This window comes from Microlunatus sagamiharensis, assembly GCF_900105785.1.
GTDB lineage: Bacteria > Actinomycetota > Actinomycetes > Propionibacteriales > Propionibacteriaceae > Microlunatus > Microlunatus sagamiharensis.
The window spans coordinates 579,740-602,048 of sequence record NZ_LT629799.1 but is presented as its reverse complement, the minus strand read 5'-3'; the positions used below and the strand labels follow the sequence as shown (position 1 = coordinate 602,048).

Sequence of the window (22,309 nt, the reverse complement as noted above, 5' to 3'; positions counted from 1 at the left end):
ACGGGGTGATCGAGCAGCGACCGTTCGGCTCCACCGGCCTCACCGTCTCCCGGATCGGCCTCGGTGCCGGCCAGGTCGGCGAGCGGGACGTCACAGAGCCGCAGGCGGAGCGCCTCCTGCGCGGCGCGCTCGACCTCGGGGTGACCCTGGTCGACACGGCGCTGTCGTACGGCGCGAGCGAGGAGCGCATCGGGCGCCACCTCCACGACCGGCGCGGGGACTTCGTGCTGTCGAGCAAGGGCGGCTCGGGCGTCGAGGGGCACGAGGACTGGTCGGCGGGCGCCGTCCGGGCGAGCGTCGAGCAGACGCTGCGCCGGACGCGGTCCGAGCGCGTCGACGTCTTCTTCCTGCACTCCTGCTCGCTCGAGGTGCTCGAGCGCGGCGAGGCCCAGGACGCCCTCGACGCCGAGGTCGAGGCCGGCCGGGTCGTCGTCGCCGGCTACAGCGGGGACAACGAGGCGCTGGCGTACGCCGCGTCCTCCAGCCGCTTCGGGGCGCTGGAGTGCAGCGTGAACGTCGCCGACCGCTGGAACCTGCACCACGTCGTCGGGCAGGACCCCGCCCTCGGCGTCATCGCCAAGCGGCCGGTGGCGAACGCCCCGTGGCGGTTCGACGAGCGGCCGACCGGCCACTACGCCGAGCTCTACTGGGAGCGGCTGCAGCAGCTGCGGCTCGACCCGGGCCCGCTCGGCTGGACCGCGCTCGCGCTGCGCTTCACCGCGCACGCCCCGGGCGTGCACTCCTCCATCGTCGGCACCGCCCACCTGGACCACCTGCGCGAGAACGTCGAGGCCGCGTCCGCCGGACCGCTGCCGCCCGAGGTCGTCGCCCACCTCGACGAGGCCTGGGACCGCGTGGGCGCCGACTGGCCCAGCTCGACCTGAGCCGACGACCACGCTCGCGGTCCCGTCCAGCCAGCGACGCTCTCAGGCCGTCGCCACCGGCTCCCGACGGCGCCGTCCGGGGCGCCGGGCGATCGCGACGCCGACGAGGCTGATGACGCCGCCGAGGACGGCGAGCAGCAGCGGGACCTCCCCGAGGACGAGCCAGCCGAGCGCGATCGCCACCGGCGGGACCGCGTACGTGGTCGTGGCGAGCCGACCGGTGTCGCTGCGGCCCATGGCGAAGGCCCAGGTCGAGAAGGCCAGCGCGGTGGGCACCAGCCCGAGGTAGACGACGGACCACCAGACCCTGGCGGGCGCGGCGGCGAGGTCGTGGACGAGCTCGCCGGCGAAGGGCAGGCAGGCGATCGTGCCCACGGTGCACGCGGCCCAGGTGACGACGAGGCCGGACAGGTGGCGCAGCACGACCTTCTGCGCGACGAGGGCGCAGGCGTACGCGACCGCGCTGACGAGCACGAGGGCCACGCCGAGGCCGGGCGAGGTCCCCCGGGTCCCCGCGGCTCCGGAGGCGAGACCGATGAGCAGCGTCCCGGCCAGCGCGACGGCGAGCCCGACCACGAGCGGGGTCGGGAAGCCCTCGCGGAGCACCGTGCCCGCGAGGACCGCGACGAGCACCGGCGAGATCTGGATGATCATCGACGCGGTGCCGGCGTCCACGTGGCGCTCGCCGGCGTTGAGCGCGACGTTGTAGAGCGCGAACCAGGCCAGCCCGACGAAGACGAGCAGCCACCGGACCCGCTGCGGCAGGGCCCGCAGCGAGGCGAGCCGCCGGCCGCCGCCGAAGCGCGGCAGGGAGGTCATGGCCGTGAGCGCGACCGTGCCCACCAGCAGACGGCCCAGCGACAGGGCGCCCGGGCTGAGCCAGGGGCCGGCGAGGCGGATGACGACGAAGGCCGAGGCCCAGGCGAGCACCGTCACCACCACGGCGACCAGGCCGAGGCGGCCGAGCCCCTGCGGAGGCGCGGACGACTGCTGCACGGTGACCACGGACCGAAGGATCGCAGGCCGTTCAGACACTTCCCGCGCCGTCCGCGGCTCCTAGGGTGTGGGCCATGCCCGACAACCTGCCGGAGTGGTTCCCCCGGACCCTGGCCCAGGCCACCCAGTTCGTGCCGCTGCGCATCGTCTTCCTGATCGTCCTGGCGCTGGTGGCCCGCGCGGTGGTCAACGGCCTGATCGACCGCACCGTCCGCAACACCACCGGGGACCGGCGTCGGATCCGGATCCGCCCGCTGCGGGCGCTGCGCGAGCCGGACCCGTCGGCCGTGGGTCGTCGCGACTCGCGCATCCGCGCGCTGGGCTCCCTGGCCCGCAACGCCTCGACCGTCCTCATCACGGTCGTGACGATCCTGATGGTCGTCTCCGAGCTCGGCTTCAACATCACCTCGCTGGTCGCCGGCACCTCGGTGGTGGCCGTGACGATCGCCTTCGGCCTGCAGAACGTGGTCAAGGACCTCGTGGCGGGCGTGACGATGCTGGTGGAGGACCAGTTCGGCGTCGGTGACTACATCGACATGAAGGAGGCCTCGGGGACGGTCGAGGCCATCGGCCTGCGGACCACGACGCTGCGCGACGACAGCGGCAACGCCTGGTACGTCCGCAACGGCGAGATCGTCCGGGTCGGCAACTTCAGCCAGGGCGGCACCGGCCGCCCGGGCCCGGACCACGGGACAGCCAAAGTGCGCCTCGTCGACCCCGTCACCCAGACCCCGGCGCGCCCCGAGGACTGAGCCGAGGCAGCACCGGCCCCGAAGACGCGAGCACCCCGTACGCAGGCGCGTACGGGGTGCTCGGCGTGCGGGGCTCAGCCCTTAAAGCTGGACTCCAGCGTGATGGTCGTGCCGGTGAGGGCCTGGGAGACCGGGCAGTTCTCCTTGGCCTCCTTGGCGGCCGCGTCGAACTCGTCCGCGGTGATGCCGGGGACGTCGCCGACGACGGTCAGCTTGATGCCGGTGATGCCCTTGCCGGCCTGGAAGCTCACCTCGGCCTTGGTGTCGATGCTCGTCGGCGCGTGGCCGGCGGTGGCGAGGCCGTGCGAGAGCGCCATCGAGAAGCAGGTCGAGTGGGCCGCGGCGATGAGCTCCTCGGGGCTCGTCTTGCCGTTCGGCTCCTCGGCGCGCGACGGCCAGTTGACCTCGAAGCTCCCGACCTGGGACGAGACCAGCTCGACCTCGCCCTGGCCCTCCATGAGCGAGCCCTCCCAGTGGGCCTCGGCGGTACGGACGACAGCCATGTGCAGCTCCTTGCGTGATCGTGGGTCGCCGGCGGTGGCCGGCGCGTGCGTCGGGCGACCGGGTCGGTCGTCCGCGACCCATCGTGCCAAAGCCGTCCTCGGCGGCGCCGGGCGGTCTCGTCCACCCGGCGGTCGGCGCGGGAGGGGGATGATGGAGGCGATGTCCGAGCCGTCAGCCAGCCCTGCGCCCTCCGCCGCACCCGTCACCAGCTTCTACGACGCGGTCGGCGGGCACCCCACGTTCGTCGCCCTCGTCCGCCGCTTCTACGAGGGCGTCGCGGGCGACCAGCCGCTCCGCGACCTCTACCCCGAGGAGGACCTCGCGCCGGCCGAGGACCGGCTGCGCGGCTTCCTCGAGCAGTACTGGGGCGGGCCCACGACCTACAGCGAGCAGCGCGGCCACCCGCGCCTGCGGATGCGGCACGCGCCCTTCGACGTCACGCCCGACATGCGCGACCGCTGGATCACCCACATGCGCGACGCCGTCGACTCCCTCGACCTGCCGCAGGCCCAGCGCGACGAGATGTGGACCTACCTCGAGCGCGCGGCGCAGTTCATGGTCAACAGCCCCGGTGAGTCTGGGGGCGCGGCCCCTACCGCTCCTTCGATGGGCCTGCCCGTCGGCGGCCGCACGGTCTCGCTGCAGCCGCGTCGGCCCACCGAGGGCTGAAAGCGGCTCAGGCCCCCGGAACCCCCACCGCACCGGGCAGCGCCCAGGTCGACAGGGCGCGTCGCTCCCCGTCGTCGAGGGGTCGCGGCCCGACGGCGACGGTGCGGGCGCGAGCGTACGTCGTGCCCGTCGCCGGGTCGCGGATCTCCGCGGCGAGGGTGAACGACCGGTTGCCGACCGCGACCACGCTCGTCGCCACCTCGTACGGCTCGCAGCGGAAGTCGAGCGGCTTGAGGTAGTCGAGGTCCTGGCGCACGACCGACCACACGACCCCGGCCGACCAGTCGAGCGTCGCGCTGATGATCGCGACGCGCGCCTCCTGGACGAAGTCGTAGAACTTCACGTTGTTGACGTGGCCGTACGCGTCGAGGTCCGACCAGCGCACGGTGAGCGGGTAGCGTGCCGCGCCCTCCCCCACGCCGACCTTGGGCAGCGGGCGCAGCGGCTCGGCCGGGTCGAGGTAGGCGGCGAAGGCGGCCCGCTCGACCTCGTGGAGCCGGCGCATCCCGCCGCCGGCCAGGTCGAAGGGCACCAGCGCGGTGCGTGCGCGCGCCGCCACGCGCCCACTGTCGAGCACGTCGTAGCCGACGACGAAGCGGCTGGCGCCGAGCGCGTCGATCCACACCGACACCTCGAGCGGCTCGGGCCCGTAGCCGACCGGCGCCACGTACTCCACCTGGTGCGACACGACGAGCACCCCGGTCGTGAGCATGTCGGCCAGCCCTTCGGCCCCCGCGTGCAGGAACGCCACGCGGGCGTCCTGCAGGTGGTCGAGGTAGACCGCGTTGTTGACGTGTCCCTGCGCGTCGAGGTCGCCCCAGCGCCGGGGCGAGCGGTGGACGAAGCGGGTCGGTGCGGCCGCCGGCTCAGTCAAGGTCGTAGAGCGAGTCGAGCAGGTCGCGGTAGCGGCGCTCGACCTCGGCGCGGCGCACCTTCAAGCTCGGCGTCACCTCGCCGTTCTCCACGTCGAGCTCGCCGGGCAGGAAGGCCCAGCGCTTGACGGTCTCCCAGCGCTCGAGCTTGCGGTTCGCGGCCTGCACGTGACCGTCGATCAGCGCCCGCACCTCGGGGGCCCTGGTCAGGTCCTCCGTCGAGCCGTAGGACAGGCCCTGCCCGTCGGCCCACTCCGCGATCGCCTGCGGGTCGAGCGCGATGAGCGCGGAGATGTACTTGCGGCCCTCGCCGTGCGCGACGACCTGGCTGACGTACGGGCTCGCCGCCTTGATCACGCCCTCGACCTCGGACGGCGCGACGTACTTGCCGCCGGAGGTCTTGATCAGGTCCTTCTTGCGGTCGGTGATCTTGAGGTAGCCGTGGTCGTCCAGCTCGCCGAGGTCCCCGGTCGCGAACCAGCCGTCGACGAAGGCCTCCTCGGTGGCCTCGGGCAGGTGGTGGTAGCCGCGCATGACCCCCGGGCCCTTGATCATGACCTCGCCGTCGTCGGCGATCTTGACCTCCGAGCCGGGCATCACCGGTCCGACCGTGCCGAAGCGGGTCGCGCGCGGGTTGTTGACGAACGTCGCCGCGCTGGTCTCGGTGAGCCCGTAGCCCTCGAGGACGAGCAGCCCCGCGGCGTGGAACCACTCCTGGACCTCGCGGTTGAGGCCCGCCGAGCCGGACACGAAGAACCTGATCTTGCCGCCCATGCGGGCCTTGATCGCCGAGAACACCAGCCGCTCGGCCAGGGCCTGCTGGGCAGCGAGCAGCCCCTTGGGACGCCCGCCCGCGAGCCGCAGCGGCGAGGTCCGGCGCCCGACCGAGAAGGCCCAGGAGACGATCCGCTTCTTCGGCCCCGACGACGCGCTGGTCATCACGCGGGCACGGACCTTCTCGAAGATGCGCGGCGCCCCGCACATGAAGGTCGGTTGCACGACGCCGAGGTTCTCCACGAGGGAGTCGATGTCGCCCTCGACCGCGCTGGCGAAGCCGATCCGCAGCTGGATCGCGAGCAGCGCCTTGCCGAAGACGTGGCTGAGCGGCAGCCACAGGTACTGCAGGTCGTCGCGGTAGATGATGTCGTACGCCTCGACGGCCGCGCCCTCGTAGGTGAGGCAGTCGTGCACGAGCCGGACGCCCTTGGGCGTCCCGGTGGTGCCCGAGGTGTAGATCAGGGTCGCCAGGTGGTCGGGCCCGGTGCGCGCGATCACGTCCTCGACGCAGCCCGGGTGCTCCGCGAGCCGCTGGCGCCCGCGCGAGCGCAGCTCGTCGAGCGAGATCGTCCGCCCCCCGCGCGGGGTGCCGCTGATCTGCACGATCGTCTCGAGGTCGGTCAGCTCGTCGGCGTGCGCCTCGATCTTGTCGACCTGGCTCTGGTCCTCGGCGAAGACGACGCGGGCACCGGAGTCGCCGAGGATGAAGGCGACGTCCTCGTGCTGGGTCGTGGGGTAGACGGTCGTGGTCGCGGCGCCGGCGGACATGATCGCCAGGTCGGCGAGGACCCACTCGATGCGGGTGCCGGAGGCGATCGCCACGCGGTCCTCGAGCTCCACCCCCACGGCCAGGAGACCGGCGGCGATCTCGAACACCGCGTCGCGCGTGTCGCTCCAGGTCAGCGACACCCAGCGCCCGTCCTGCAGGTGCCGGAAGGCCTCCCGCTCACCCGACGCGGCCACCTGCTCGAGCAGCATCGCCCCCATCGAGGACGGCCGGCTCGCGAGGATCTCGGCGGCGCGGTCGGTGTGGTCGGCAAGGTCCATGAGGGCTCCGCATGCTTGTACGGGCCGCCTCGAAAGCGTCAGCCGGCCACGGTGAAGGCTGGTCGCGTCAGGCTACCGGACACCGGCCCCGCGTCCCCGGAGCAGTCCCGGCGCGGTCCTGTCACCCACGGGGACGACACCGTCGCGCCGGGTGTGACGCCGGCGTAGGTGATTGGCTCATCAACGACCTATCATTTCCTCACCATGACCACCACTGCACCCCCGGCAGCGCGTTGGCTCACCGACGACCAGCAGCGCGCCTGGCGGGCGTACCTGCTGGGCAGCGCGGTCCTCAGCGAACGCCTCGACGCCCAGCTGCGCGACCACGGTCTCGACCTCGCCGAGTACGAGATCCTCGTGACCCTGTCCGAGTCCGCCGACCGCCAGCTGCGGATGGCCGAGCTCGCCGACGCGGTCCACCAGAGCCGCTCGCGGCTGACCCACACCGTGACCCGCATGGAGAAGCGCGGGCTCATCGAGCGCTCCACCTGCCCGGTCGACCGGCGCGGCGTGTGGGCCAACCTGACCGACGCCGGCTACCGCCTCCTCGAGGACGCGGCGCCGAGCCACGTCGAGTGCGTGCGGCGCAACTTCGTCGACGCCGTGGACGACGCCGACCTCGAGGCCGTCGGCCGGGTCTTCCGGGCCGTCGTGGCCACGTCCCAGGACTGACGCCGGTCGGACGTCCGGGCGCCACCGCCCGACTACGATCGGGCACGACCATGTCCTCGCCCGCACCCCTGCTCCTGGCCCCCGGTGACGGGGACGTCCCCGACGGTCTCGGCGACCTGACCCGCGAGCTCCGCTCCCGTGACGCGCTCGGCGCGCTGGACTCCTCCACGCTGGCCCGCGCGCTCTACTCCACCGACGCCTCGCTCTACCGCGTCGTGCCGCGGGCGGTCGCCCGGCCCCGCGACGTCGACGAGCTGGTGGCGGTGCTGGACGCGGCCCGGGCGGCCCGGGTGCCGGTCACCACCCGCGGCGCCGGCACCTCCTGCGCGGGCAACGCCGTCGGGCCCGGCCTCGTCGTCGACGTCGGCCGGCACCTGACCGCGATCGGGGAGGTCGACCCCGAGGCGCGCACGGCCCGGGTCGAGCCCGGGGTCGTCCAGTCCTCGCTGCAGGCCGCGGCGGCCTCGTACGGGCTGCGGTTCGGACCGGACCCCTCGACGCACAACCGCTGCACCATCGGCGGGATGATCGGCAACAACGCGTGCGGGCCGCGCGCGCTCGGCTACGGGCGCTCGGCCGACAACGTGATGGCCCTCGACGTCGTGACCGGCCGCGGCGAGCGGCTGCACCTCGAGCACGGCGGTGCCGCGCCGGAGGCGACCAGCCTGGCCGCGCTGCGCGACGTCGTCGCCGGCGACCTGGGCACGATCCGCACCGAGCTCGGCACCTTCGGCCGCCAGGTGTCCGGCTACAGCCTCGAGCACCTGCTCCCCGAGCGCGGCTTCGACGTGGCCCGCTTCCTCGCGGGCACCGAGGGCACCCTCGCGGTGATCACCGGCGCGACCGTGCGCCTGGTCGCCGACGCCCCGCACAAGCGGATGGTCGCGCTGGGCTACGCCACGATGGCCGACGCCGCGGACGCGGTGGTCGCCGTCCTGCCGCACCGTCCGACCGCCGTCGAGGGCCTGGACCGCCGTATCGTCGACGTCGTCCGCCGTCGCCGCGGCGACTCCGCGGTGCCGCCGCTGCCCCGCGGCGACGGCTTCATGCTCGTCGAGGTCGTCGGCGACGACCCGGCCGAGGTCGAGGCCCGGGCCGCGCGGGTGCTCGCCGACGCGGGAGCCCTCGACGGCTCGGTCGTCACCGACCCGACCCAGGCCCTCGCGCTGTGGAAGATCCGCGAGGACGGCGCCGGCCTGGCCGGCGTCAGCCTCGAGCAGCCCGCGTACCCCGGCTGGGAGGACGCGGCCGTGCCGCCCGCCCGCCTCGGGGCGTACCTGCGCGACTTCGACGCCCTGCTCACCGAGTTCGGGCTGGACGCGCTGCCGTACGGGCACTTCGGTGACGGCTGCGTGCACGCCCGCATCGACTTCCCGCTGACCTCGCCGGGCGGTTCGGAGACGTACCGGCGCTTCGTCGAGGAGGCGGCACGCGTCGTCGCGTCGTACGGCGGCTCGATGTCCGGCGAGCACGGCGACGGCCGGGCGCGCTCGGCGCTGCTGCCCGCGATGTACTCTCCCGCCGCGATCGCCCTCTTCGGCCAGGTCAAGGCCGCCTTCGACCCCGACGACCTGCTCAACCCCGGCGTGCTCGTCGACCCCGCCCCCGTCGACGCCGACCTGCGGGCCTCGGGCCTGGTCGGGCGGCCGCTGCCGGTCAGCCGCCACTTCTCCGCCGAGGTCCACAAGTGCTCCGGCGTGGGCAAGTGCCTGGCCAACACGACCGGCGCCCAGGGCGTGATGTGCCCCTCCTACCAGGCCACCCGGGAGGAGAAGGACTCCACCCGCGGCCGCGCCCGCGTCCTCCAAGAGCTGGTCCAGGGCACGCTGCCCGGCGGCTGGCGTGCGCCCGAGGTGCACGACGCCCTCGACCTCTGCCTGTCCTGCAAGGGCTGCGCCCGCGACTGCCCGACCGGGATCGACATGGCGTCGTACAAGTCGATCGCCACCGACCACGCGTACGCCGGACGGCTGCGCCCGCGCAGCCACTACGCGCTCGGCTGGCTGCCGCGCTGGGGACGGCTGATCACCAAGGTCCGCGGCCTGTCCGCCCTGATCAACGTCACCGGCGCGACGCCCGGCCTCCGGCACCTGCTGCGCTGGGGCGCCGGGGTCGACCAGCGCCGCTCCCTCCCCCGCTTCTCCGCCCGGCCCGCGCGGGACCGGGTGGACCTCGGGCGTCCGTCGGCCGACGGCCAGGACGTCGTCGTGTGGGTCGACTCCTTCTCCGACTGCTTCGAGGGCGCGGGCGCCGGACCGGTCGTCGAGGTGCTGCGGTCCGCGGGCTACGCGCCGCGCTTCCTCGAGCGCAACGCCTGCTGCGGGCTCACCTGGATCAGCACCGGCCAGCGCGAGGGGGCCCGGCGCCAGCTGCGCCAGGCTCTCGACGTGCTGCACCCGGTGATCGCCGCGGGCGTCCCCGTCGTCGGCCTCGAGCCGTCCTGCCTGGCCGTGTGGCGCAGCGACGCCGCCGAGCTGCTCGACGACCCGCGCGTCGCCGAGGTGGCCGCGGGCGTCCACACCCTCGCCGAGCTGCTGGAGCGCACGCCGGGCTGGAGCGCGCCCGACCTGAGCGAGGTCGAGGTCGTCGCGCAGCCGCACTGCCACCACGCCTCGGTGATCGGCTGGCGGGCGGACGCCGCCCTGCTCGCCGCGACCGGGGCCACCGTCACCACCGTCGGCGGCTGCTGCGGGCTGGCCGGCAACTTCGGCGTGGAGCAGGGCCACTACGACGTCTCCGTCGCGGTCGCCGAGCACGACCTCCTGCCCGCCGTGCGGCAGCGGCCGGACGCGGTGGTGCTGGCCGACGGCTTCTCCTGCCGCACCCAGCTCGCCGAGCTCGCCGACCGCCAGGCCGTCACCCTGGCCGAGCTGCTCTCCCCTGGCTTCCGGGCCCCGCGCGGGCCGCACCCGGCGGTCGCGCCACCGGCCCCGGCCGACCGACACGACGGGTCCGCCACCGCCGAGCCGCCGACCTCTCAGCAGCGCCCGACCCTGGACCAGGAGTCCGTCGACGTCCCCTGAGGCGCCTGCACCGGCAGGTCCGGAGGTGCTCGCCGTCGAGCCCCGTCCGGTCGACAGACGGCTGCTGCTCGTCCTCGGCGTCGGCGTGCTGGTCGTCGCCCTCGTGCTCGGCGGCCTCGCGGTGGTCGACCGGCTGCGCGGCGGGGCGTCCTCGCCGACCCGGCTCGCCTCGGGCGTCGTCACGGCCCTCGACCACGAGGACCTCGGCGCCCTGGCCCGCCTCGTCGAACCCTCCGAGCGCGCCGCCCTCGCCCGCCTGGGCTCCTCGCTCGCCCAGCGCCTGGTGGACCTCGACCTCCCCCAGGCCGTCGGCGGCGGCCGCGCCGGTGACGACGCCCGTCCGCTCGACGGGCTCGATCTCACCCTCACCGGCGCCTCGCCGCGCGTGGAGTCCGAGGGCGGCGGCGTCGCGGTCGTCGGGCTCGGCGACCTGGTCGTCCGCGTGCGCAGCGACCCCGCCCGGGCCCACGGGCTGCTGCGGACCTGGCTCGCCCGCGAGCGGGTGAGCGAGCCTGAGGTGGAGTCGTACGGCGTCGGCGACCTGCCCGGGCTCGGGCGGCGCACGGGGCTGGTCGCGGTCGAGCGCGGCGGCCGGTGGTACGTGAGCGTGCTCGCCACGCTGCTCGGGCCCGCGGTCCCCGCCGGCAGCCCCACCGCGGTCGAGGCCCTCGAACCCACCCCCGCACCCGACCCGCAGGCCGCGGTCGAGTCGACGCTCCGCGCCCTGCTCGACCCGCAGGCCCGGCGCGACGCGGTGCCGCTCGCCCGGACCCTGGACGCGTCGGGGTCGGACGTCGTGCAGCTCTGGGCGGGCCGGCTCGCCCTCAGCGGGCCCGACCGCTCCTCCCCGCAGGTGTCCGGGCTGCTGACGACGCCGGGGCCGAGCGAGGGCGGGCGCACCGTCGTCCGCGTCGGCGCGCTCCGCCTCGGGACGTCGCTGGACCTGGCCGGTCCGTGCGCGACCGTGGGCCGCCGGACCTCGTGCCTGCGCCCGACGCCGTACCGCTACGCGGGCGGAGCGGGCACGCTCGGCGCGCTCGAGCTGCTCGGGCACGACGGGGCCTTCTCGCTGACCGCGGTGCAGGACGGCGACGGGTGGCGCACCAGCCTGCCCGAGAGCGTGGCGGACGCGGTCCTCGGCTACGCCCGCGGCCTCAGCCGCGCGCAGGTCCTCATGGTCCTGAACGCCGAGCGGAGCGACGTGCCCTCCGGCGTCCTCGACCCCGACGTCGTGCGGGACGTGACCTTCACCGACGGCGGCTACGCCCTGCTGACGCTGCGGGTCACCCGCGCCGGGCTCTACCGGGTGGTGCCGAGCCCGGCCGCGGCGAACCGGGCCATCGTGTACGCCCCGGACGGGCAGCCCGGCCTCCAGCCCTTCTTCCCCAACGACTCCGTCTACCGCCTGCAGCCCGGCGACCACACGCTGCTGGTCTGGGCCGACGACGCCTTCTCCGCCACGCTGCGCACCGGGGTGCCGTACGTGCAGCCGGTCGGGGTCCGCGCGATCCGCTGAGCCGGTTCAGGTCCCGTACGCCGTGGTCAGGGACGCGCCGAGGCGGACCAGCTCGGCGCGCACCTCCTCGGGTCCCTCCACCACGACCAGGTCGGCCCACCCGGCGAGCTGACGGGCGAGCATCGTCGCCGTGTCGGCGCGCGCCCGCAGCCGCGTGCGCCCCGCCTCGCTGCCGACCACGTCGACGTAGGCCGGGCCGAGCACGTCGCGGAAGGCGCCCACGCGGTCCTCGGGCAGGGTCAGCGTCGCCTCGACGGCGGAGCGGGCCCGCTCGATCCCGGCCGCGACCGCCGCCCACGCGGCGCCCAGGTCGAAGCCGGGCGGCGGCTCGAACCGCTCCTCGCCGCTCGCCGGTCCCGTCACGGCGCTCACCCGGTCGACCCGGAACGTGCGCTGCCCGGCCACCGTCCCCGCCAGCAGGTACCAGGTCCCGTCGTGGTCGACGAGCCCGAGCGGCTCCACGTCGCGCTCGGTCGCGCCGCCCCTCGAGCCCGCGTGGGCGAGCCGCACCCGACGCCGCTCGACGACGGCACGCTCGAGCGCGTCCAGGTGCGGCGGGCGGGCGACCGGCTCGGCGCCCCAGCGCCGTCGGTCGAGCACGACGGCGGACCCGGCGGTCTCGGCCTGCTCCCGGAACGTCGACGGCAGCGCCCGCACCAGCTTGCGCAGCGCGGTCCGGACGGCCGGCGACACGTCGCTCCCCGGGCCCACCAGCAGGAACAGCGCCCGCACCTCCGGCGCCGTGAGCCCGCTCAGGTCGGTCCTCGCCCCGCCGACCAGCGACCAGCCCCCGCCGCGACCGGGCTGGGCGTAGACGGGCACGCCCGCCGCCGACAGCGCCTCGAGGTCGCGCCGCACCGTGGGGACGGACACCTCGAGCTCCTGCGCCGCCTCGGCCGCGGTCAGGCGTCGGCGTGACTGCAGCAGGAGCAGGAGGCTCACCAGGCGGTCCGCGCGCACCCGCTCATCCTCGTGAAGAAAGTGATCGGGAGGTGATCACTTTCTCCGCGACCCTGGTCGAGTCAGCCGAACCGATGCAGGAGGCACACCGATGCTCCAGGGCATGTCCAACGTCAACGTCTACGCCGCCGACCTCGAGGCTGCGGCCCGGTGGTACGCCGAGGTCCTCGGCGTCGAGCCCTACCACGTCACCCCGGGCTACGTGGAGTTCCGCGTCGGGCCGGACGAGGACGAGCTCGGCATCATCGACGCCCGCTACGCCCCGGCCGACGAGCCGCGTACGCCGGGCGGGGCCGTCCTCAGCTGGCACGTCGACGACCCGCAGGCCGCGCTCGACCGCCTCGTCGCCCTGGGTGCCACCCAGCGGCAGCCCGTCACCCCGCGCGGGGAGGGCTTCGTGACGGCGTCGGTGGTCGACCCCTTCGACAACGTGCTGGGGTTCATGAGCAACCCGCACTGGGCCGCCCGGCACTGAACCCGGACCTCACTCCCCGGGGTCCGTCGACGGGCCCACGACCGCGTACGTCTTCCCGGTCGTCAGGACCACGGGCGCTACGAGCCACCTCGACCGGCGTCGAGCGGCACGTTGAAGGGCGTGACGACCTGGATCGCCGACGGCGCGGACGACACGACGCCCGGGATGGCGCCGTGCCACTGCAGCAGCAGGCGGCACGCCTGCCGGGCGTCGGCGCGCAGGTCGTGGTGCAGGACCGCGGTGATCTGGTGGCGGCGCAGCAGCGTCAGGTTGTCCTCGTCGAGGTCGTGGCCGACGAACGCCTGCGGGACCCGCCCCCGCGCGCGGAAGGCCTCCAGCACCGCGGTGTTGCCCCCGCCGATCGAGTAGACCGCGTCGAGGTCGGGCTCGGCGTCGAGGACGTCGCCGACGGCCCGCAGCATGGAGGCGTCGAGCCCGTCGGTCTCGGAGACCTCGCGCAGCACCCGACCGGGCGCCATCTCCCGCATCGTCGAGCGGAACCCCGCCTCGCGCTCCTCCTCGCCGCGGAAGCTCGTGCTGCTCAGCGTCACCAGGACCGGCGCCGCGCTGGCGCCGCCGGTCCGCGTGAGCAGGTAGGCCGCCGTCGCCCCCGCCGCGCGGTTGTCGATGCCGACGTACGCCGCCCGCCGGCTGAGCGGGAGGTCGGTGGCCAGCGTGACCACCGGGATGCCGCGGGCCACCAGCCGGTCCACCGCCTCCACGACGTCGGGGTGGTCGGGCGCCTTGAGCAGCACGCCGTGCGACCCGCGTCGGGCGATGGCGTCCAGGGTCTCGACCACCTCGGCGACCGGTCCCTCCTCCCGCAGCCGGAAGCGGGCGCGCACGAGCGCCGGCTGCAACGTCGGCAGCTCCGCCTCCAGCGCGGCGCGGACACCGGCCGTGAACCGCCGCGGCGCCCGCATCACGAGGTCGACGAGGAAGGTGCGCCCGGCGAGCCGGACCTGGTCGCGCTGCCGGTCGAGGTCGACGATCGCCTGGCGCACCTCGGCGACGGTGCTCGCCCGCACGCCGGGACGCTCGTTGAGCACGCGGTCGACGGTGGCGGGGCTGAGCCCGGACTGCTCGGCGATCTCGCGGATCCGGTAGGGGTGGTGAGGCACGGCCTGACCTCGTTCTGAGGTGTTTCTGAGGGGTTTGATGAGGTCGCCAGCCTCTCACGCTCCCCTACTGTTCTGCGTACGCCACCCGTCCTACCCACCAGGAGAGACCATGACGGTCACCGCTCAGCGCCCCGGCTCCCAGCAGCTCCCCGCCCGGTTCACCGAGGCCGACTGCCGGCTCGACGACTTCCTCGCCCTGCTCGAGCAGCGAACCGACGTCGCCGACTACCCGCACGCCGCCGAGGTGGTGCAGGACGTGCTCGTCTACGACGCGGCCACGCTGCGCCGGGTCGCCGTCGACGACGCGGGCCGCGAGACCGTGCAGGCCGAGCTCGTCCGCGCCCTCACCGACGGGCCCGGCGTCGTCGCCTTCCGCGGCGCGTTCCCCGACACCGCGGTGGTCGACCGCGCCACCGCCGCGTTCGAGGAGATCATCACGGCGGAGCGGGCCGGCGGGGCCGGCGGCAACGACCACTTCGGCAGCGGCGCGAACGACCGCGTGTGGAACGCGCTGGAGAAGCTCGCGGTGCGCGACCCCGGCACGTTCGTCGACTACTACGGCAACGACCTGCTCGCGCTGGTGTCGTCGGCCTGGCTGGGCCCGGCCTACCAGGTCACCTCGCAGGTCAACGTCGTCCGCCCCGGCGGCCAGGCGCAGGACCCGCACCGCGACTACCACCTCGGCTTCCTGTCGAACGAGACGGCGGCGCGCTACCCCGCGCACGTCCACCTGCTGTCCCCGGTGCTGACCCTGCAGGGCGCGGTCGCGCACTCCGACATGCCCGTCGAGAGCGGCCCGACGATGTACCTGCCGTACAGCCACCAGTACGCCCCCGGCTACCTGGCGTGGCGCCTGCCGGAGTTCCGGGAGCACTTCCTGCGCTCGTACGTGCAGCTGCCGCTGGCCAAGGGCGACGCGGCGTTCTTCAACCCGGCGCTGTTCCACGGGGCCGGCACCAACGTCTCCGCCGACGTGCAGCGGATGGCGAACCTGCTGCAGGTCAGCTCGGCCTTCGGCCGGGCCATGGAGACGGTGGACCGCTCGAAGGTCGTCCGGGCGGTCTACCCGGTGCTGCGGGCCCGGCGCGCGGCCGGCGTGGACGCCGCCTCGCTCGCCAACGCCCTCGCCGCGTCCGCTGAGGGCTACCCGTTCCCGACGAACCTCGACCTCGACGCGAACGTCAACGGCTTGACGCCGCTCTCGCAGGCGGAGATCGTCGCCCAGGCCCTGGCCGACGACGTCGAGCCGGACGCGCTCGCCGAGACGCTCGACACCTACGACGTGCGCCACCGCACGGACGAGATCTGATGCCGGGATCGCTGCAGGACCTCGTCGTCCTCGTCAGCGGCGGTACGCAGGGCGTCGGCGCGGGCGTGGCCCGCGCCGCCGTGTCCGCTGGCGCGCACGTCGTCGTGACGGGGCGGCGGGCGGAGGTCGGCGAGGCGTTCGTCGCCGAGCTGGACGCGCTCGGCGGCCACCCGGCGACGTTCGTGCGGGCCGACGTGACCGACGTCGAGCAGGCCCGGGCGAGCGTGGCCGCGACCGTGGAACGGTTCGGACGGGTCGACGGGCTCGTCAACGCCGCCGGGCTGACCGACCGCGGCACCCTGCTCGACACGACGCCGGAGCTGTTCGACGCCCACGTCGCCGTGAACCTGCGGGCGCCGTTCTTCCTGATGCAGGCCGCGGTCGCCGACATGGTCCGTCGCGGCGAGCCGGGCTCGGTGGTCAACGTGATCACCATGTCGGCGCACGGCGGCCAGCCGTACCTCGCGCCGTACGTCGCGTCGAAGGCCGGGCTCGTCGGCCTGACGAAGAACGCGGCGCACGCGCACCGCTTCGACCGGGTGCGCGTCAACGGCGTCAACATCGGCTGGACCGAGACGCCCGGCGAGGACGAGACGCAGCGGCGCTTCCACGGCGCGGGCGACGACTGGCTCGCGCGGGCGGCCGAGCAGCTCCCGATGGGCAAGCTCGGTCAGGTCGAGGACGCGGCGCGCCTGGTCGTGCTGCTGCTCTCGCCCGAGAGCGGCGTGGTGACGGGTTCCGTCATCGACTGGGACCAGGTCGTCCCCGGCGCCCACGACTGACGACGGAGCGGTTGCACGACCACGGTCCCTGAGCTCGTCGAGGGGCGCCCTCCGACAAGCTCAGGGACCGTGGCCGGGTCCCGGCAGATCAGGCGCGCGTCAGGCGGCGGTGCGTCGCCCGGTGCGGCCGGGCGGCCTCGGCGCCGAGCCGGTTGATCTTGTTGGCCTCGTAGTCGGCGTAGTTGCCCTCGAACCAGAACCACTTCGCCTGCTCCTCGTCGTCGCCCTCCCACGCGAGGATGTGGGTGGCGACGCGGTCCAGGAACCACCGGTCGTGGGAGATCACCACGGCGCAGCCCGGGAACTCGAGCAGCGCGTCCTCCAGCGACTGGAGCGTCTCGACGTCCAGGTCGTTGGTCGGCTCGTCGAGGAGCAGCAGGTTGCCGCCCATCTTGAGCGTGAGGGCGAGGTTCAGGCGGTTGCGCTCACCGCCGGAGAGCACGCCGGACGGCTTCTGCTGGTCCGGCCCCTTGAACCCGAACGACGCCACGTACGCCCGCGACGGCATCTCGAAGTTCGCGACCTTGATGAAGTCGAGGCCGTCGGAGACGAGCTCCCAGACGTTCTTCTTCGGGTCGAGCCCGGAGCGGCCCTGGTCGACGTAGCTGACCTTGACCGTCTCGCCGATGCGCAGCGCGCCGGAGTCGGGCTGCTCCTCGCCGACGAGCATCCGGAACAGCGTCGACTTGCCGACGCCGTTCGGGCCGATGACGCCGACGATGCCGGCGCGCGGCAGCGTGAAGTCGAGGCTGTCGAAGAGCAGCCGGTCGCCGAAGCCCTTGACCAGCTTCTCCGCGTCCAGCACCTGGCTGCCCAGGCGCGGGCCGGCCGGGATGTTGATCTCCTCGAAGTCCAGCTTGCGGTTGCGGTCGGCCTCGGCCGCCATCTCCTCGTAGCGGGCGAGGCGGGCCTTGTTCTTGGCCTGGCGCGCCTTGGGGTTGGACCGCGCCCACTCGAGCTCGCGCTCGAGGATCTTGGCCCGCTTGGCGTCGCGCTTGCCCTCGACCTGGAGCCGCGACTTCTTGGTGTCGAGGTAGGTCGAGTAGTTGCCCTCGTACGGGTGCGTCTTGCCGCGGTCGATCTCGAGGATCCACTGGGCGACGTTGTCGAGGAAGTACCGGTCGTGGGTGACGGCCAGGACGGCGCCCGGGTAGGAGTTCAGGTGGCCCTCGAGCCAGTTCACGCTCTCGGCGTCGAGGTGGTTGGTGGGCTCGTCGAGGAGCAGCAGGTCGGGCTGCTGGAGCAGCAGCTTGCAGAGCGCGACGCGTCGGCGCTCACCACCGGAGAGGACGTCGACGATCTCGTCCGGCGGCGGGCAGCGCAGCGCGTCCATCGCCTGCTCGAGCTGGGAGTCGATGTCCCACGCGTTGCGGTTGTCGAGCTCGGTCTGGACGTCGCCCATCTCGGCCATCAGCGCGTCGAAGTCGGCGTCCGGGTCGGCCATGGCCTCGCCCAGCTCGTCCATCCGGCGCTGCAGCGCCTTCACGTCGGCGACGGCCTCCTCGACGTTCTCGAGGACCGTCTTGCCGGCGGTCAGCGGCGGCTCCTGCAGCAGGATGCCGACGGTGGCGTCCTTGGCCAGGATCACGTCGCCGTTGTTGGCCTTCTCCAGCCCGGCCATGATCTTGAGCAGCGTCGACTTGCCGGTGCCGTTCGGCCCGACGACGCCGATCTTGGCGCCCGGGAAGAACGACAGCGTGATGTTGTCGAGCACGAGCTTGTCGCCCAGCGTCTTGCGGACGTTGTGCATCGAGTAGATGAATTCAGGCATGGGTGCTTTCGTCTGGAGAGCGTTCGGCGTGCGCGGTCAGCCCTGCGGCACGGGCGACCACCCAGTATGCCAGTGGGGCGAGGTCGCGCCTGGTCCGAGACCTGGGCCCGATGACGCCCACTCTGAGGGAGACGACATGTCGAAGCACCCGTTCGAGGCCCCCACCCGGGCAGACCTCGAGCACCTGCCGGTCGAGATCCTCTCCGAGGACGATCTCGGGGTCTTGTCGGTCAGGGCCTGGGCCAAGGACGGCGAAAGCGTCAAGGTCACGTGGGACGTCCTCGCCCGGTCGTTCACCGTCTGGTGGAGATCGGCAGACGCCGAGCGTCTGACGGTCTATCGGGAGCTGGTCGTCCAGGTCTCTGTGAACGTTGAGCTAGGCGCGGTCGTCTTCCGTTGCTGGTCTCAGGGCGCTGACCTCAAAGGAACCCTGGTCGTCCGGGTCGCGGAGACCGTCACCGTGACCGACGCGACCCTGCAGAGCTGAGCACGAGGCCCCTCCACCGCCTCCGGCCGGTCGGCGCCCGTCGCCGCCGATTTTCTTACCCGCATCGCGGCGACAGGCCGGTCGAGGGCCGAACCGCCGCACTGCGGTAAGAAAACCGGCGCGACGTCAGCCCCGGGCGCGCAGGATCGCCGCCCGTGCGGCCTCGTAGCGCTCGAGCTCGACCCGTACGGGCGCGACGACGGACCCGGCGCTGACGCGGGACACCGCGGCGAGCAGGCGCTGGCGGGCCAGCCGGGCCCGTCGGCGGGCGCCCACGGCGACCCCGATGCGGGCGAGCGCGGCGACGAGCAGCCCGGCGACCACGCCCCCGACCACGAGGACCGTCGGCGCCGGGAAGCGCCACCAGGTGACCGGCGGCAGCGGCGGCAGCTGCAGGTAGGCGAGCACGAAGGCCGAACCCAGCCAGCCGAGCCCGGCCACCACGGCCGCGACGAGCAGCCACTGGAGCACCCGGACCGCGCCCCACCAGCGCCGGTGCCGCTCCACGTCGAGGTCGGTGGTCGCGACGGCGGTGTCGAGCGCGTCGGCCAGCCCCTCCGACGAGCGTCGCGTCGTCGCGCGCACGGCGTCGGCCCAGCCGCGGGTGAGCCCCGCCGACGCCTCGTCGGCCAGGGTCCGCAGGGCGGAGTCCACCCGCGCCTGCTGGACGCCCGAGCTGGACGGGAGCGAGGTGCGCGAGGTCGCGGTCGGCGAGGCGATCTCGCGGCGCCCTCCGCCGCCGAGCCGCAGGCGGCGCAGCGGGTCCGGCTTGAACTTGGCCACCCAGGCCAGCACCGGCCAGCCGGTGGCGAGCCCGCCGCGCAGGCGCCAGGCCTGGTCGACGGCCCGGGTCACCACCGGGACGCCTGCGGCCTCGCCGAGCTGGGCGTCGAGGGTGGCGACCGTCCGTCGGGACAGCTCCGGTGCGGGTCCGGTACCCGACGCCGTCGCCAGCCGGTCTGCGGCGGCCCCGACGTCGGCGGCGAGCCGCGCCGCCGCGGCCCGCTTGCCGGCGACCACGTGACCGAGGCGGGCGAGCAGCGCGTCGAGGCCCTCGCCGGTGGCCGCCGAGACACCGAGCACCTCGACGCCGCCGAGCCCCTCGACGTCGAGGAGCCGGCGGAGGTCGCGCAGGCACGCGGCCCGCGCGTCGGGAGCGAGGGTGTCGACCTGGTTGAGCACGACGAGCATCACGGCCGCGTGCCCGGCGAGCGGGCGTAGGTAGCGCTCGTGCAGGGCCGCGTCGGCGTACTTCTGCGGGTCGACCACCCAGACGAGGACGTCGACGAGGGCCACGAGCCGGTCGACCTCGGTCCGGTGCTCCGCCGCGGTCGAGTCGTGGTCGGGCAGGTCGAGCAGCACCAGCCCGTCGAGGGCCACCGCGTCGGCGAAGGCGCCGGTGTCGACGACGTGGCGTCGCCGGACCTGCAGCCAGTCGAGGAGCTCCTCCCCCGCCTCGGCGCCCCACGTGGCGGCCATCGTCACCGAGGTGGTCGGGCGCCGGACGCCGACGGTCGCGGCGTCGGTCCCGGTGAGCGCGTTGAACGTGCTCGACTTGCCCGACCCGGTCGCCCCGGCCAGGGCCACGACGGTCGCGCCGCCGGAGATCGCCAGCCGTCGGTCGACCTGGAGGCCGACCCGGTACGCCTCGTCGACCGCCTCGCCCGACACCCGGCCCTCGCACGCGTCGGCCGCCTCCCGCAGCGCCCGCACGCGGTCGACGAGAGCCGTCGTCGGGTCCTCGCGCTGCAGCAGCGCGCGACCCCGGGCGACCAGCGACCCGGCCATCAGCGCAGCTCGCGCGCGCGGTCGGGCTCGACGAGCTCGGCGTCGACCACGTCGTCCCCGAGGTCGTCGGCATCGTCGGAGCCGCCCAGCGGACCCGCACCGGGTCCGGCGGTCAGCGCGGGCGCCGGCTCGGGCACGCGCAGCGCCGAGGACCCGGCCACTCCGGACGAGCCGGCAGGGAGCACCTGCCGCGCCTCGTCCACGGCACCCGCCGCGTCGCGCAGCGCCGACCCCAGGCCGGCGTCCACGGCCAGCCCGTCGAGCAGCCGGTGGTAGCGCAGCAGCTCCTCGGCCATCAGGGCCTCGACCCGGGAGTCGAGCTCGGTCTTGGCGGTCTCGGCCAGACGGCGTACGGCCTGGTCGCCGAAGACGGCCTCGAGGACACGCTGGGCCAGCAGGGCGGTGCCGCCGGCGACGCCGACCTCGGCACCGACCAGCCCGCCGGTGTGGGCGAAGACCACGATCATCAGCGCGACGCCGATGCCGTTGACGCCGAAGGCGAGGAACCGGGCCCGGGACCGCTTGGTCATGCCCTCGTCGGCGACGAGCTGGAGCACCGCGCCCTGCCAGTCGCGGATGACCTGTGCGGCGCGCGTCCGCAGCTCGGGCGAGCTGTGGGAGAGGTCGGCCGGCGTCCGACCGAGCACGTCGCGTCCGGCGGCCGTCGACTGCCACGACGACTCGGCCCGCTCGGCGGCCGCGTCGGCCTCCTGCAGCAGCAGCGACTCCAGGCCCGACTCGACGGCGACCTTGAGGTCGCGCGCGCCCGGCGGCTCGCCCTTGATCGCGGCGACGACCCGGTCGCGCAACCAGCCGACGCGCTGCTCGAGCGCGCGGAAGAACTCGCCGGTCCCCACGAAGTCGTGCCAGCGCGCGAGCACCTCACCGCGCAGCAGCGTGCCGTCCTCGGTCTGGACTCCGACGGTCCGCACCGCCTCGGCGTACGAGCGGTCGACCTCGGACCGCAGCCGGTCGAGCGCCTCGGCCTGCTCGTCGGCGGCCCTGGCCAGGGACGGCGTCCGCGCGACGAGCGAGCCGACCGCGCCGTCGAGCGTCTGCTGCACCACGGCGGCCCGGCGGGAACGGTCGGAGGCGAGGGCGGAGAGCCAGCCGCGGATCGGCGCGACGGCGGCGTCGGGCAGCAGCCCGTCGGCGTCGACGGCGGTCTCGGGCACCGCGAACAGCGGCGAGTCGGCGAGGCCGCGCTCGCTCATCATCTGCCCGAGGTGCGGCGGCACGTCGCGCATCGCGCGCGGCGGCACCCGGTCGAGCACGACGGCGACGGCGGCGCTCCGGCCCGCGGCGGCACTCAGGTAGTCCCAGGGCACGGCGTCGGCGTAGCGGGCGGCCGAGGTGACGAACAGCCACAGGTCGGCCGCCTCGAGCAGCTGCGCGGCCAGCTGTCGGTTCTCGACGACGACCGAGTCGACGTCGGGCGCGTCGAGCACGGCCAGCCCGCGCGGCACGGCGGCCAGGGGCACGAGCTGCAGACCGGTGGCGGCGCGGCCCGACCCCGTCGAGCGCGCCAGCCCGGGCAGGACGCGGTCGTCGGTGAACCACCGCGCGTCGTCGGGGTGGTGCACCAGGACGGGCGCCCGTGTGGTCGGGCGGATCACGCCGGGCTCGGTGACGCGGTGCCCGACGAGGGAGTTGACCAGCGTCGACTTGCCCGCCCCCGTGGACCCGCCGACGACGGTGAGCATCGGCGCGTCGATGGAGGCCAGCCGCGGCAGCACGTAGTCGTCGAGCTGGGCGCCGATCGACTCGGCGGCGCCCTGCTGCTCGACCGCGCCCGGCAGGGGCAGCGGCAGGCGGGCCCGGCCCAGCACCTCGCGCAGGCGGACCAGCGACACCTCGAGCGGCGTGCGCTCCCGGGTCGGCACGAGCTCGGTCACGGCTCCGCC

The 22,309-nt window shown here is 74.5% G+C and carries 19 protein-coding genes; 10 read left to right on the top strand and 9 right to left on the bottom strand.

What is annotated here, in order from left to right; all coding sequences use genetic code 11:
* The first annotated feature begins 5 nt into the window (after positions 1-5).
* The gene (locus BLU42_RS02765; RefSeq protein WP_091073162.1) at positions 6-884 is read left to right on the top strand and encodes an aldo/keto reductase; all 879 of its coding nucleotides are present in this window, start codon (positions 6-8) and stop codon (positions 882-884) included.
* Positions 885-926: 42 nt separating this feature from the next.
* On the opposite strand, the gene BLU42_RS02760 is transcribed toward BLU42_RS02765, so the two are convergent.
* Entirely contained in the window at positions 927-1,889 is a 963-nt protein-coding gene (locus BLU42_RS02760) for a DMT family transporter (protein ID WP_231918407.1), read from the bottom strand.
* A 65-nt stretch (positions 1,890-1,954) separates the two neighbouring features.
* Between BLU42_RS02760 and BLU42_RS02755 the strand changes: the two genes are divergently transcribed.
* The gene (locus tag BLU42_RS02755) at positions 1,955-2,632 is read left to right on the top strand and encodes a mechanosensitive ion channel family protein (RefSeq protein ID WP_091073161.1); all 678 of its coding nucleotides are present in this window, start codon (positions 1,955-1,957) and stop codon (positions 2,630-2,632) included.
* Between the two features lie 74 nt (positions 2,633-2,706).
* Here the strand turns inward: BLU42_RS02755 and BLU42_RS02750 are convergent, their stop codons facing one another.
* Entirely contained in the window at positions 2,707-3,135 is a 429-nt protein-coding gene (locus BLU42_RS02750; RefSeq protein ID WP_091073160.1) for an OsmC family peroxiredoxin, read from the bottom strand.
* 160 nt (positions 3,136-3,295) lie between these two features.
* Between BLU42_RS02750 and BLU42_RS02745 the strand changes: the two genes are divergently transcribed.
* Positions 3,296-3,805 (top strand): globin, encoded by a 510-nt coding sequence (locus BLU42_RS02745; protein WP_091079162.1) that lies wholly within the window; start codon positions 3,296-3,298, stop codon positions 3,803-3,805.
* 7 nt (positions 3,806-3,812) lie between these two features.
* On the opposite strand, the gene BLU42_RS02740 is transcribed toward BLU42_RS02745, so the two are convergent.
* On the bottom strand, positions 3,813-4,679 hold the full coding sequence (locus BLU42_RS02740; RefSeq protein WP_091073159.1) for an acyl-CoA thioesterase: 867 nt from the start codon (positions 4,677-4,679) through the stop codon (positions 3,813-3,815).
* Positions 4,672-6,501: an AMP-dependent synthetase/ligase gene (locus BLU42_RS02735; RefSeq protein WP_091073158.1), complete on the bottom strand. Its 1,830-nt coding sequence runs from the start codon at positions 6,499-6,501 to the stop codon at positions 4,672-4,674. Before BLU42_RS02735 ends, BLU42_RS02740 begins: the two co-directional genes overlap by 8 nt.
* A gap of 204 nt (positions 6,502-6,705) precedes the next feature.
* On the opposite strand from BLU42_RS02735, the gene BLU42_RS02730 reads away from it, so the two are divergent.
* The 3 genes from BLU42_RS02730 to BLU42_RS02720 are packed head-to-tail and all read left to right on the top strand — an operon-like array spanning position 6,706 to position 11,712.
* Positions 6,706-7,173: a MarR family winged helix-turn-helix transcriptional regulator gene (locus BLU42_RS02730; RefSeq protein ID WP_091073157.1), complete on the top strand. Its 468-nt coding sequence runs from the start codon at positions 6,706-6,708 to the stop codon at positions 7,171-7,173.
* Between the two features lie 50 nt (positions 7,174-7,223).
* Positions 7,224-10,196: an FAD-binding and (Fe-S)-binding domain-containing protein gene (locus tag BLU42_RS02725; protein ID WP_091073156.1), complete on the top strand. Its 2,973-nt coding sequence runs from the start codon at positions 7,224-7,226 to the stop codon at positions 10,194-10,196.
* Between the two features lie 25 nt (positions 10,197-10,221).
* On the top strand, positions 10,222-11,712 hold the full coding sequence (locus BLU42_RS02720) for a hypothetical protein (RefSeq protein ID WP_091073155.1): 1,491 nt from the start codon (positions 10,222-10,224) through the stop codon (positions 11,710-11,712).
* A gap of 6 nt (positions 11,713-11,718) precedes the next feature.
* On the opposite strand, the gene BLU42_RS02715 is transcribed toward BLU42_RS02720, so the two are convergent.
* Positions 11,719-12,672 carry a helix-turn-helix transcriptional regulator gene (locus BLU42_RS02715; RefSeq protein ID WP_091073154.1) on the bottom strand — a complete coding sequence of 318 codons (954 nt, stop codon included), beginning with the start codon at positions 12,670-12,672 and terminating at the stop codon, positions 11,719-11,721.
* A gap of 103 nt (positions 12,673-12,775) precedes the next feature.
* Here BLU42_RS02715 and BLU42_RS02710 point away from each other — a divergent pair, with 103 nt between their 5' ends.
* Positions 12,776-13,147, top strand: coding sequence for a VOC family protein (locus BLU42_RS02710; protein WP_231918406.1), 372 nt, complete (start codon positions 12,776-12,778; stop codon positions 13,145-13,147).
* 77 nt (positions 13,148-13,224) lie between these two features.
* Here BLU42_RS02710 and BLU42_RS02705 read toward each other — a convergent pair whose 3' ends face one another.
* Positions 13,225-14,268: a LacI family DNA-binding transcriptional regulator gene (locus BLU42_RS02705; RefSeq protein WP_091073152.1), complete on the bottom strand. Its 1,044-nt coding sequence runs from the start codon at positions 14,266-14,268 to the stop codon at positions 13,225-13,227.
* Positions 14,269-14,377: 109 nt separating this feature from the next.
* Here BLU42_RS02705 and BLU42_RS02700 point away from each other — a divergent pair, with 109 nt between their 5' ends.
* Together BLU42_RS02700 and BLU42_RS02695 are read left to right on the top strand one after the other, a co-directional pair.
* Complete coding sequence (locus tag BLU42_RS02700) at positions 14,378-15,577, top strand: phytanoyl-CoA dioxygenase family protein (RefSeq protein WP_091073151.1); 1,200 nt, start codon at positions 14,378-14,380, stop codon at positions 15,575-15,577.
* Positions 15,577-16,359: an SDR family oxidoreductase gene (locus BLU42_RS02695; RefSeq protein ID WP_091073150.1), complete on the top strand. Its 783-nt coding sequence runs from the start codon at positions 15,577-15,579 to the stop codon at positions 16,357-16,359. Before BLU42_RS02700 ends, BLU42_RS02695 begins: the two co-directional genes overlap by 1 nt.
* A gap of 88 nt (positions 16,360-16,447) precedes the next feature.
* Here the strand turns inward: BLU42_RS02695 and ettA are convergent, their stop codons facing one another.
* The gene (gene ettA / locus BLU42_RS02690) at positions 16,448-18,130 is read right to left on the bottom strand and encodes an energy-dependent translational throttle protein EttA (RefSeq protein ID WP_091073149.1); all 1,683 of its coding nucleotides are present in this window, start codon (positions 18,128-18,130) and stop codon (positions 16,448-16,450) included.
* Positions 18,131-18,266: 136 nt separating this feature from the next.
* On the opposite strand from ettA, the gene BLU42_RS02685 reads away from it, so the two are divergent.
* The gene (locus tag BLU42_RS02685) at positions 18,267-18,617 is read left to right on the top strand and encodes a hypothetical protein (protein ID WP_091073148.1); all 351 of its coding nucleotides are present in this window, start codon (positions 18,267-18,269) and stop codon (positions 18,615-18,617) included.
* A gap of 126 nt (positions 18,618-18,743) precedes the next feature.
* Here BLU42_RS02685 and BLU42_RS02680 read toward each other — a convergent pair whose 3' ends face one another.
* Complete coding sequence (locus BLU42_RS02680; protein WP_091073147.1) at positions 18,744-20,405, bottom strand: GTPase; 1,662 nt, start codon at positions 20,403-20,405, stop codon at positions 18,744-18,746.
* On the bottom strand, positions 20,405-22,300 hold the full coding sequence (locus tag BLU42_RS02675) for a P-loop NTPase family protein (protein ID WP_197680587.1): 1,896 nt from the start codon (positions 22,298-22,300) through the stop codon (positions 20,405-20,407). The genes BLU42_RS02680 and BLU42_RS02675 overlap by 1 nt, the downstream gene beginning before the upstream one ends.
* Positions 22,301-22,309: the final 9 nt, after the last annotated feature.